The sequence below is a fragment of the Candidatus Hydrogenedentota bacterium genome (assembly GCA_018005585.1).
Lineage (GTDB): Bacteria > Hydrogenedentota > Hydrogenedentia > Hydrogenedentales > JAGMZX01 > JAGMZX01.
The window spans coordinates 1-12,419 of sequence record JAGMZX010000028.1 but is presented as its reverse complement, the minus strand read 5'-3'; the positions used below and the strand labels follow the sequence as shown (position 1 = coordinate 12,419).

Here is a 12,419-nt window from a genome sequence, read left to right as displayed (position 1 = left end):
TCAACCGGTACGTGCCCGCGATTGCCGCATTCCTGCGCCAGACCGAGGTTTCGTTCATCCACGTGCGCTATGAGGACCTGGTCAAGGATCCCGAGACCTGGTTCGCGCGCATTTGCGAGTACATCGGCGTCCCCTTCGAGCAGGAGGCAATCGATTACGGCAAGCAACAGCGGGAAGAAGAACGGCCCAAAGGGCTCGGCGACCCCATCGGCGTGCAGCAGCACAGCCGCCCGACCACAAGTTCGGTGAAGAAATGGGTGGAAGACCTGCTGTCTGACCCCGCGCGCGTGCGCCTTATGCGCGACGTCGTCGCCCGAGTCGACCCGGAGGACTTGAAGACCATCGGTTATCCGGTCGAAACCCTGTGGAAGCCCCTGGACGAGGCCGCGGGCAGGAACGTCGTCAAGGCCAAGGAGAAGCTGACGCGGTACCGGCTGCAACGCCGGATGATCATCCGCCTGCGCGCGCGCGCCCGGAAGGGCGGTCCGTTCCGCAAGGCGCTCGAGAAAGCACGGCTAGCCTGCGACGTCTTGCTGCGAGAATAGGCGCCGGAATCGCCGATTACCTGCTATAATTCGAGTGTCAGGCGTAACGTTGGGCCATGTTTGAAGAGCATACACAACGAATCGCGGTAAGGCCGGTTGGAAAACCGGGCCGCGCGTGGGTGGAACTGAAAGGCTCCATCCTCATTTACCGGCGGGAGTCGTGGGTTACTTCCGCTTCGGTCTTCATGCCCTTGGAATGGGTCAGCGTTTCCGAATCCCTTCGTTACGATTGGAAACGCCTTTGGCGCGGCACGATTGCCCTGCTGTGCGCGGTACTGTTTGCGTTGCCACTGTCTTTGCTCGTCTTTCACATGAGCCCGCACGAACCCATGGACCTCTGGGTCGGCCTCGGGCTCGCCGTGTTCCTCGCCATCGCGGCGGCCATCAGCTTCTGGCAGTTCTGGCTGCTGCCGCGGCGCGAAGGCGTAACGGTGCTTCGCGTTGAGCGGCAGCCCTTCGGCCTCGACATGGCCTTCTGGCGCCGTCCGGGCGAGCAACCGGTGCTGGACGCCCTAGTCGACGCCATCCGCTCCGGCAAAAGACACGTGGACACCGAACTCGCGCATCCCATTCGCATGAATCATTTGTGGCACCGGCCAAAACCATACCGGATCGCCTTCGTCAAGGGCGTGGCGGTCAGCATCTGCCTGAGCATGGCGTTCCTCTTTCTTGAGACTGTGCGGGCGCTCGGCTACGGCCCGGACTTCCCGCGCTGGCTGTACGCCACGATCTTCGCGCCACCGCCGTTCTACCTGTTGCTCGAGGGATTGCGCCGCGGCCCGTTGAGCCGGAGGCCGTATGCCTACCGGGCGGCGCTCCGGGCGTACCTGAAAGGAGACCTCATGACGGCGCGCGCACACCTTGAAACGCTGCTGCGCGAACAACCGGGTTACGCCGAGGCGCGTCTGCTCATGGTGCAGGCGTGCGCCGAAGACTATGCCTTTGACAATGCCTTCGCACACTGCGCAAAACTCGCCGAAGAGCATCCCATGCTCGCCAGCCGCCTGGAAACGGCCATCTGGGGATTGAAACGCATGCACGAGCGCATGCAGCCATAACGGCTTCCCGCCGCCGCTCGCGCGCACCCCGAACGCGGCGCCGCAATTCGCCACCGGGAATAGGAATCACCGCGGCCTTGTTCCGATGGTCCCCGAACCTGTTTACGGCTTGGGCGGCTTGACGTTCGCGAAACAGCGAGGCAGCGCACACACGGCACACGCCTTGATATGACCTGGTGCCGTTGCTAGAATCCGAAAGGAGTACGGCAAGACCGGGGTTTCCATCGCTGCGGACGCGTTGGAGCCTCGCAGAGCATACAGGAGACCAGCGTTATGGCTTTCATCGTCTGCGAACCGTGCATCAAATGCAAATACACCGACTGTGTCGATGTGTGCCCCGTGGCCTGTTTCCACGAGGGCGAAAACATGCTGGCAATCGATCCCGACGAATGCATCGATTGCGGCGTTTGCGTCGATGAATGCCCCGTCAAGGCCATCTACCCGCAGGACGAGGTCCCGGAAAAGTGGCAGGAATACATCGAGATGAACGCGAAGTACAGCAAGGAATGGCCCGTCATCGAGGAGGGCAAGGCCCCGCTCGACTCGGCGGAAGAGTTTAAGGACAAGGAAAACAAGCGCGGTCAGTTCAGCCCCAACGCAGGTGGCTGATCGCAACGGCTGCCGCCTACTCACGCCGGGAATGGACATCGTCTGTTCCCGGCGTCTGCTATTGCGCCGGCCCGCCGACGCGGGAATGCCGCGCTAAGCGCCAGGCCCCGGCACGCCATAGATCCAGGGACCTGATGCACCCGGACCGATTTCCAGCACGAAGACATCCCCCTCTCTGTGGCTCGGCACGACCCCACCCCGGCTGCCTGGCATCGTGCCCTCCACAACGAAATGCATCTGCTCCGGCAGACCCAGAGCCGGAATCCGTACCTTCCCCGTGCCATGGACCATCAACTGCAGCACGGCCCCGCCTTCGACGCGCCGTTCCGCCTGAACCGGCGCCCATGCGACCAGCGGCATGGGCGCATCGGCGTACACGGTCGTACGTCCGTCGACCGTGATTTCCTTCGCGTCATGCCCCGCGAACCCGACGAGATCGCCCTCCGCGCCGGCCCGGAAGCTGACCACGCGGCTTCCCAAATACGTTACGGTGTGTCCGTTGACCTTGAATCCCGTCAATTCGATTTGCTCGGAAGGCAAGACCAGATTCTTCTCTGTTTCCGCGTCCTCTTCCGGATTCCGCACGAACCCGCCCGGCCAGCCTTCGAGCACGTCGCGCAGGTGCGGCGCAATTGAGACGGTCCCGTTCGGGAAGCGGCAACACAACCATTCCGTCGTGCGCGACAGGTGTTCCGTGTTGTCGTTCGCATCAGCGAACGCGCCTGTCGGCGCATACGCGCCCAGCGCGTCGAGCACCTCGAACCACGTGCGCGTTTCGTAGCCCAGGCTCTTCGCCTGATCGTCGCGCGGACGGAATCCCAAATATACACACCGTCCTCCGTCCGGCAGCTTCTTGTCCGTACCCACGATGTCGCTGCCGATGCGCGCAACGGCTGTCGTGCCCTCGGCAACGGCCACCGGATATACTCGGTCCACGAGAAAATGCGTCAAGACCGGCTGCGGTGAAATGCTCTCCAAAGAGCCTTGAAACTGTACGACACGGCCCGGCGCGATGACCCCGTCCTCGACGGCCGGCGAGTACGCCACGCCGAAGAGCGCCTGCCATGCCTCCAGCGCGGACGCGCCTTCCGCCGTGATCAATGGCGGCGGCCCCGACCAGATAACCCGCCCCCCGCTCTCCGCCAATCCGCGCATCATGTCGAGCAACGCCCGCCTCGGAAACGGCTCGAATGTCGCTACTAGTGTAGTAAAGCGCCGTCCGGCCATCTCGATGGCGCCGTCCGTTACCACACCGCGCTCGATCAACTGCGTCTGCGGGACCACGTTCGCGTAACCGTATTGCGTCATCCAGCTCCCGAAACGCTCCTCGACCGCCACAAGATCGAGCGGATACAGCATGAGCACGTCGACGTCGCGATGCTGCAAGTCCTGCACCAGACCGTGCGCGGGATGGCCCGATGCGCCGTACGCCGTTTCGAGCGCCGAACGCCGCCGGCTCACTTCCCCCGGCGCGCCCCAGTGCGCCGCATAGGAATACGGCACCTCGTTCAAGATTCCCGTCGAGCACGCCAGCGCCATCGCGTAATAATTCCGGTCGAGCCAGCCCCCCTCGGCGTGGTCGTTCCCATTGCCGGTCAGAAAGTCGTTCCACTTGAAGAAATCGTGGCATGCCGAGGCCGCCTGGTGCACCGTATTCGACCACACGAAATTCGGCGTGTATTCGTACTGGTTGCGCGCCAGCGGCTGCCTTCCGACATCCCAGGAATCGATGGTCGGGCTTTCCGCCCACGTCGGATGCGCGCGCGCTTCGAGTCTGTAGCCCATGCGCGACTCCGCGTATCGCTTCGCCTCGGTAAACAGGTCTACGACTCCGTCCTGAAGCGATTTGTAATAGCGGGACCGGAACAGCGCTGTCTCGCGCACTGCCTGCGGCGATTCGCCGAACACGTGCATCGCTCCGTCGCGCGCGTGCAAGTCATTCGTGAAATCCTCCTGCCCATAGGCGAAATAGACCATGAACTTCGCGAAATCGCGGTATTGTTCGCCATACTGTTGCGCAAAACGTTGCGCGAACCCCGGGCTCACGTACCGCAGCGCAAACTGCCCCAGATCGTGATGATTGAAATACCCCCAGTCCTGCTGGATGTGCATTTCGTCCGAATACAGGCCGTTCAATACAACGCCCGCGTCCACATAGCGGTCTACGAGTCCCTTCAAGAACGGCAGCGCGGAATCGCTGAAATAATCCATCTCGGGCGTGCGATAGAGCTGGACGACAAGTACTCGCCCGTATCCCGTCGGCCCGCCCTGACCACGCACGCACGCGCGCACCGCCTCGTAGTCGCCCGCACGGCGCGCGGTCCCCTCCCACGTCTCCACCGTAATCCCTTCCGTAATCTCGACGATGTCTATCGGCGCTACGACGCGGTACGGCGTCCGGTTGATCACCCGCTCGTTGAATGCGAATACGCGCACCCCCGCGTCCTCGATCGCGATCGGCCCCTTGTTGTTGCTCCACCGCGTCTGCCGCCAGTACTGCACGCTGAACGCGCCTGTCATCGGGTCGCGCAAGCCCTCGCGGTACTGCATCCACATGCCTGACTCGCCCGTTCGTTCCTTGTAGCCCTTGCCGATTTCAAGCGGGCTCAACAGACTCAGTTCGAGCCCGATCCCGTACTCCTGGGCGACTTTGCTGATCTTGGCGATGTGCTCGATGTATGCATCGGTGTCCGGCATCAATTCGCGAGGTTTGCCTTCCTGTCCTTTCCGGTACTGGCTGAAAAAGTGGTCGAACGCGAAAATGAGCGTGCGCCGCCCCTGCGCTTGGGCCTGCTCACAGAGTTTCCGCAGCGTTGTAATCTGCGGCGTACCCGTCATCCCGATATCGACTTCCTTGTCCGGGTCGCTCAGGTCGATAAGCTGTTGGTCGCTGACCAGGATGATGTGCGAACGCGGAATGTGAAAATTCCACGCACCGGGAAAACTCACCAGTTCGCCGCGATATGCGTTCTCCGGGACTTCGTCCGCTGCGGGAAGCCCTCCCGGCGCCAGCAACAGAAACAGACACAACACACAAATGACCGGCATTCGCGCCATCGTTCGCATGAGCACTATCCTCGCCCGGATTTCTTTACTTTCCCAGATACCGGCGGCAGGGTACTGTGCCGGCAATTGCCCAGTCAAAGGGTCTCCTCATGCGCCGCGAGGACCTGCAGGACCGCCGGGAGTGAAAGAGGAAGCTCGGGGTCTGGACGCAGCCCCGGGCGGTGCGGTAGCCTATCGGAGAAACTCACAGGAGAGGATTTCATGCACCGCGCTCTTTTTCTCGGAATACTTTTCTCGGCTGTAGTGACGTTTGCCGCGCCTGGCACGGCTGCGGCCCCGTTGCGGGCATGCCTCGTGGATGACCCCGCCGCCGGTGCGCCAAGAGAGCTTATTGAAGGGCTACGCACGGCGCTGGAAGCAACCGAGTACACGGTGACGCCGCTGGATTTCCGCGGCCTCTGCGATCCGGCCTCATTCCAGGAACCGCCGCCGGACCTGCTCGTGCTGCCCGACGCGGCGAGCCTGCCCGTGTTGTCGGTCGAGCCGATTACAGCCTTCTTGCACGGCGGCGGCGATATCCTGGCCCTCAACACGCCGCTCTGGCGGCGGCCGCTGCTCGAAGACGGAGAGACTTGGGTCGACCGGGAGACCTTCGCGCGGCAACACGCCGCCGAATTGCTGGAACACACCCTATTCGACTTCGAGACGGCCACGCTCGACGCGTGGAAGCGGACGTCCAACGACTTGGCCACGGTCACAACTCACGAGAAGGCCACGGTCGAGAACTGCACGTTCAAACAGGCGCTGCACGTCTCCGTCGAGAAGCTCACCAGTTGGGACACCTTCGTTTCGCCGCCCCTGGAAGCACCGTTCCCGGAGGGCCACACGCTGACCGTGTTCTGGGCGCGCGGCGGCCCGGATACGGCCGAACTCGCCATCGAATGGACTGAGAAGGACCTCTCGCGCTGGATCGCCACCATCCCGCTGACGCGGGAATGGCGGCAGTACGTGCTCGAACCGAAGGACTTCCGGTTCTGGGAGAGCGTGCCCGCGCGGCAGGGTACGGTGTTCGACCCCGCGAATGCCGCGTCGTTGAGTGTCGGCCTTGCCCATTCGCACACGCGTTTGCGCGGCGAACGGCATGAGTATTGGCTCGGCAATTTCGGCACGGCGGCGCGCACGCCAAACCACGAGAAGCTGTTGACCGCGATGAATCCGCCCGCGCTGGAAACGCTGTGTCCGGGATACAAGTTCTTTGCACCCGCCGGAGCCGCGGCACTCTATGTGCGCAAAGACCAAGCCTTCCTCAAGACGGGGCTGCTGCCCCAGCCGGGAACCTTGTGGTGCAGCCATCCCCGGCCGAGGGCGGGCGGCTTCGACAAGGGCCGCGATTGGCGCTGGACGCCGCTGCTCGAGGCGCGTACGGAGGAAGGCGCGTGGCGCGGCAACCCCGCGACGCTGTTGGTCCACGCGGACGGCCCGTACAAGGGCGGCGTGTGGGCTTCCTTCTCCATTTCAGACTCCGGATGGTACGTGAACCGCGAAGTTCAGGCGCGCATGACCGATTTGCTGCGCCGCATGCATGGCGGCGTCTTCCTGATCGACGGCGGCGCCGATTTCTATACCTACTTCGAGCGGCAGCCGGTCACGCTTGGCTTGCGCGTGTTCAATGCGTCCGGCGTAGAACGCACCGGCCTCGCGGGGCACATCCGCATGTTAGACCGTTACACGGGCACCACCGTTGCCGAGTGCGTATTCCCTCTTGACCTGCCCCCGGGCGAGACCTTGCGTATTGCCGGGACGCAAAACATCGAAGCGTGGCCAGAGCACGGATGCGCGGTGTACGTCGATGTCGCGGAGGGTGACCGAGTGCTTGACCACGCCCGGCACGAGGCACACGTGTGGCGCCCCGACCCGGAACCAGCGTTCATAAGCGTGAAGGACGGCGAGCTCTTGCTGCAGGGGAGCCGCTGGCGCGCGCACGGCGTGAATTATATGCCGTCGTCCGGTATCGGAACGGAAGACGGCGGCTACTTTGAGCAGTGGATCGGGGCGCGTTCCTATGACCCCGAAGTCATCGACCGCGATTTGCGCCATATCGTCGAGCTCGGACTTAACTCCGTAAGCGTGTTCATCTACCACGACTCGCTTCAAGCACAGAACCTGCTCGACCTCCTGCGCCGTTGCGACGCGTTCGGCCTGAAGGTCAACCTCTCGCTGCGGCCCGGCACGCCGCTCGAGTTCGAGTGGGACAAGATTCGCGAACTCCTCGAGTACTACCGCATCCCCGAACACGATTGTGTCTTTGCATTGGACTTGGCGTGGGAACCGATGTTCGGCAACCACGAAGAACGCAAACGCTGGGACGAACCCTGGCGCGCGTGGGTTATCGAGCGCTACGGAAGCATCGAAAACGCCGAGAAGGACTGGCAATTCCAGGGGCCGCGCGACGAACAAGGGCTGCTCACCAACCCGCTGGGAAATCAGACCGTCGAGGACGGCGGCTGGCGCGTCATGGTGGCCGCGTACCGGCGTTTCCTGGACACATTGCTCTACGAGTACTATAGCCGCGCCCGGACACTCGTGCGGAGTGTCGACCCCGTGCACCTGGTCAGTTTCCGGATGACCGAAGCGGGCAACCCGACCTTCCTCTGGGGCGAGCGCATTCCCTACGACTTTCCGTATCTTGCCGCGGCGGTCGACCTGCTGGAACCGGAGGCCTACGGCCGCATCGGCGACTGGGAGAAGGTCAAGCCGGGCTGGTTCGAGTTCGAGTACGCGCGGTGGGCCGCGCCGCATCTGCCCATGCTCTGGGCCGAGGCGGGCGTACATGCCTGGTCAGAGAGCGTCATGGACAATACGCCCGACCTGCTCCAGTTCCAGGCCGATTACTACACGCATCTGTATCGGATGTTTACGGAAAGCGGCGCCGACGGCGTCTTCTTCTGGTGGTACCCGGGCGGCTACCGCGCGAACGAACGAAGCGACTACGGCATCATCAACCCGGACGGGTCTGACCGGCCTGTCACCAGAGTCATCCGCGACCATGCCGCGAGCTTCATCAACGGCCCGCCGCCGCGCACGGTCACCCACTGGATTGAGATCGACCGGGATGCACATCCGGCAGGGGTTGCCGGCATTTATGAAAGCGTAAGGGACGAATTCTGGCGGCTGATCGAGGCGGGCGAGGGGCCGGGACTCAAGACCAAGGGAACCGGCGCCAATTCGGCTGACTGTCCGCTCATTGCCGTGGGAAATACGCCGTATACCGGGTCAGGTCCGCTCAAGTACCTGGACGGCTTCTTCGACCGCGTCGAGATTCAAGACGAGACGGGCGCATGGCGGGAAATAGCGCGCGGCGCGGAGGTTGCCGTACAGACGGACAAGCCGGTCCTCGCACGCGTCACGCTTATCAATCTGGGCGAGGCGCAGTGGCTGTCTTCCAACGAGCATGCCGGCCCCGGGGCTGTGGTGATGACCGTGGAGGGGCCTGAAACAAAGACGCTCCCGCTTCCCGTGTCCGTACCGAAGTTTGGCACAGTCGAAATCGCCGACATCGAGATATGCGCGGCGGCTCCGGAGACGCGTACGGAATTCACGCTTGGCCTGAAGGCACAGGAACGCGCCACATTCGGGCCGCGCTTCCCGTTTGTAGCAGTGCCAGCTGCCGCGAGCCCCTGAGCGTATCCGGCGATGATGGCCGAAAAGGTCGCTCACGTTATCGGAAGCGGGGCGCCTTGAAGCCCGAGCCTCCTCCTCCGCGCACGAGACCGAACGGTCAAAGACACACCCGTGGACAGCAGCACTCCCAGCAGGGCACCGATGATCGCACACACCGGCGGGCGAATGGGGAACTCCAACGGCATGGCGAAAGCGGACACCGCGCCAATGCGTTCCACGAGCGATTCGCCGCTGACTGCCGCGCTTCGCAGTTGTTGTTCCCGGGCGCTTGCATCGCGCAGCGCTTCCTGTATGCGCTCGCGTTCGCCGGCCAGCCGCTTATACGCGAAGTCCTCACGCATGAGCTCCGGCAGCCGCGAGAGGAGCGCCGCCAGCGTGCCGCGAAGAGAAGCCTCGCGTATCTCAAGAGCGTTCAATATCACGCGGATGCGCGTCTGTTCTTCCTGAAGCGCCTTCCGCTGGTTCTCGACAGGTTCGCTGTTCGCGCTCTCTTCGCCATGGGCATCTGGAAATTGCCTCGCAGTCCCCGTCAGTTGTCCATCAAGCTCAGCAAGACGCGCCTGGGACTCTTGCCTCGTCGCCTGGACTTCGCAAAGTTCTTCGTACTTCGCGGCCATGTCTTCGTGTATCGTGCCGACGGGCCGGAAACCGCGTTCTTCTTTGAACTTCCATTCCGCCTGCAGCGCAGCGACCAGTTGCCCCTGCAGGACCGTCGCGCATCCGCCGTAGTGCGCCTCCAATGCGCGCTCCTCTTCACGCAGGAGAGCCCGCGCCTGGTTCAGGAATGCGCGCGCCGCGAATTCCGCGGTCTGGACAGCGTCCCGTTGCGAAGGGCAACCGCTTACCACGATATGGACCGTCTGCGCGTCGGCATCGGCCGTGAGCGCAATCCGTTCCGCGAGTGAGACGGCCTCGGCTGCGATCGCATCATTGCCCATTAGCCCCGCACGGCGACCACCCTCGCTCAGGTCAGTCTGGACAAGAGCGCGCACCACATCCGCCGCCAGCGAGCGGCGGTCGGCCTGCCCCGCAAGCGCATCCGGATCGAATAGCGACCGGTCAACAGCGCCTGCGCCATGCGGAATATCCGCAGCCCGGGGAGGCAGCGTGACGGCCAAATCCGCACGTGCGCCAAACGATGGCGGTGCTGCCGCACACGCCCAAGACGAAAGCGCGCCCCCCAACGCCAGGCCGAGCAATCCTCCCAACAACAGTAGCCCTGCGTGAAGGAACAGCGCATGCCGCAAGAGCGGGGGCGGGCCATTGCCCCCCGGAGGGACGGCGGCACGGTCAAACGGCAACGCATCAGGAAACATGGATGCTCTTCCCGGCTTGCCGGAACGGCCGTCCCCCGCTCTGAATGCCCGCCAGCGAGACCATTTATTCTCCTCCCGCCGCACCCCCCGCGCGGTCCTGCGCGCCGGCGTCCATTTCGTCAAGCAGCGCGTTCCATCGCGCACGCATGCGGCGGCGTGATTGCGGGTCGATGCCCGGCGCCGACGCGGCGCGGTCCCAATACAAGGCCGCTTTTTCAGACCATTGCCGCTTCACGGCGGGGTCTGGTTCCGCCAGGGCGCGGTCCATACAAAGGCCGACCAGTTCGTCCAAGTCGGTTTCGGGCGTCGGGTTGCCAGACAACGACGCGGCGGCAAGATACGTTTCCACGGCTCGCTCATAGTCGCCCGTGCGCGCATACGCTCTTGCCAGCGTGCGGACCGCGGGCAGGACCATCTCCGGGTCCTCGCCGCGCCGATTCGATTCGCACAACGGGCGAAGACAAGCGATGGCATCCGCGTATTCCGCCAGACGGTAGTGCAGTATGCCCATGAGGCATCCGGCCCGCGCCGTCCGAGGGTGGCCGGGGTTGGACTCGGCGAATGCCCCGAACAAGGCCAAGGCCCGCCGTGCGCAATCGCGCGCGGCAGCCTCCGCCGCCGGCCGCATGGCGAAACAGGCGACCGCAGCCTGAAACTGCGCCTCGGGGCGGCGCGGATCGCCGGGAAACCGCTCCACGAAAAGCTGATACCGTGCGGCAGCCTCTTCGTAGGCTTCCCGGCTGAGGAATTCCGATGCTTCCGCATAGAGCGCCGCGGCCGGTTGCAGCCCCGGGGCCGCAAATCGGACACAAACGTAAGCAACAGCAGCCGCAAGAGCAGCCAGAATCATGAGCAACAGGGCCCAGCGAAGCAGCCGCATGCGGCGCGTGACCCGGCGTGAATACCGCTGGGCGACTGTTGAATCCGGAGAAGCCGGGTTGCCGCCGGAGAACGGGGGCGTTCCAGGCGTAAAGACCTCGTCCCAGCCGGCCGATACGCCAATCACCTCGCGAGCCTGCTGTTCCAATTCCAGCAACAGCTCTTCCGCCTCCAACAACTGTCCCTCAGGATTCAACATGGGCCGATTCGGTCCTGCCTCGCCCGCGGAAGCCGCCCGCGGCCGCGGGGGCATCTCCGTTTCCTGGGACACCATTCCATCCGGACTTTCCTGACCCGGCAGTGGCGGCGCCTCGCCCTCAGACTCGGGCCCGGAGCATTGATCCCCGGACAGCTTCTCAAGAAGCCTGTCCAGTGCAGGTCTCTCGCCCAGCGCGCTCAACGACGCCGTATCGTCTGATTCGGAAAGGTCCGTCTCCACACCGGACCCCGCGACGCCATCCGAGCCCTCCAGCAGACTCGCCTGCGCTTCCTCCCTGTCCGGCACCGCGACTTCCCCTTCCGGCCAGACCTCTTTGTCGGGCCGGGCGCTATCGTGGGTATCCAGCATGTCGTCCGCCATCGCCCGGAGTGTCTCTGGGACGGCCGCCGGACTTTTCGGTGTCAGGTCGGCGATCAGTTCGCGCAGGGCTTCCGCTGAACGCGGCGGCACGACAGACGAAAACGCCTTCGAAGACGTGGATGGCGGCTCAACGGCTTCCCCAAGAGGCGGCGGTCCGCCCGCCTGCACAACCTCGTCCATGCCGGAAAGCTGGAAGCTCCACGGACCGCGCACCCACATGGTTTCAGGGGTAGACCGGGCGCTCTGTGCATCAAGAACACCATCGGAAGCGGCGAACCGCGTCAGGCCGGTCATCTGGATGAATTCGAGGTCCGTGCTACCCGGTCCCCCGGAAACGCCATTTCGGTAGCGCTCATCCGTAAGTTGCGCAACCAGCGAAGCATCCAGGGATACCATGCGTTCCCGCGCGGCATCGTCGTCCCAGCCAAAACGGCCCGCGGCCAGGTTCCGGGCCCCTTCCAGGTTCATGGCCATGGCGCCGTTATCCCTGACGCGACCGGACTGCGCGCAACAGGATGTCCGTGGCCCGTTGCTCGCGCGTCAACTGGTCGCGCTGCGTCTTGTCCACATTCGAGCCCATGGTCTCGACGGTTCTTTCCGGAACGGCGGGGGTCTGAGTACCTTCCATCACGGCCGCGGCCACGCGCGCCCGCTTGTCCGGGTCGGGAACGGTGGTCTTCTCGATCGTATGCAGGATGATGTCGTGGGTAATGCTGCGTGTCTTGAGTTGCGCCGCCAGGAGCAG

The 12,419-nt window shown here is 64.0% G+C and carries 8 protein-coding genes; 4 read left to right on the top strand and 4 right to left on the bottom strand.

Features of this window, described 5'->3' with window-relative positions:
- The 3 genes from KA184_06830 to KA184_06820 form a co-directional block, all read left to right on the top strand.
- A partial coding sequence (locus tag KA184_06830) for a sulfotransferase (protein ID MBP8129282.1) occupies positions 1–545 on the top strand: 545 nt, incomplete at its 5' end.
- 56 nt (positions 546–601) lie between these two features.
- Complete coding sequence (locus tag KA184_06825) at positions 602–1,603, top strand: hypothetical protein (protein ID MBP8129281.1); 1,002 nt, start codon at positions 602–604, stop codon at positions 1,601–1,603.
- A 273-nt stretch (positions 1,604–1,876) separates the two neighbouring features.
- Positions 1,877–2,212: a ferredoxin family protein gene (locus KA184_06820; protein MBP8129280.1), complete on the top strand. Its 336-nt coding sequence runs from the start codon at positions 1,877–1,879 to the stop codon at positions 2,210–2,212.
- Between the two features lie 93 nt (positions 2,213–2,305).
- On the opposite strand, the gene KA184_06815 is transcribed toward KA184_06820, so the two are convergent.
- Entirely contained in the window at positions 2,306–5,164 is a 2,859-nt protein-coding gene (locus tag KA184_06815; GenBank protein ID MBP8129279.1) for a hypothetical protein, read from the bottom strand.
- 315 nt (positions 5,165–5,479) lie between these two features.
- On the opposite strand from KA184_06815, the gene KA184_06810 reads away from it, so the two are divergent.
- Positions 5,480–8,899 carry a hypothetical protein gene (locus tag KA184_06810; protein ID MBP8129278.1) on the top strand — a complete coding sequence of 1,140 codons (3,420 nt, stop codon included), beginning with the start codon at positions 5,480–5,482 and terminating at the stop codon, positions 8,897–8,899.
- Positions 8,900–8,931: 32 nt separating this feature from the next.
- On the opposite strand, the gene KA184_06805 is transcribed toward KA184_06810, so the two are convergent.
- The 3 genes from KA184_06805 to KA184_06795 all read right to left on the bottom strand — a co-directional run.
- On the bottom strand, positions 8,932–10,215 hold the full coding sequence (locus KA184_06805; GenBank protein MBP8129277.1) for a hypothetical protein: 1,284 nt from the start codon (positions 10,213–10,215) through the stop codon (positions 8,932–8,934).
- A gap of 64 nt (positions 10,216–10,279) precedes the next feature.
- The gene (locus tag KA184_06800) at positions 10,280–12,148 is read right to left on the bottom strand and encodes a hypothetical protein (protein ID MBP8129276.1); all 1,869 of its coding nucleotides are present in this window, start codon (positions 12,146–12,148) and stop codon (positions 10,280–10,282) included.
- Between the two features lie 7 nt (positions 12,149–12,155).
- The coding region (locus KA184_06795; protein MBP8129275.1) for a hypothetical protein at positions 12,156–12,419 on the bottom strand (264 nt) is incomplete at its 5' end.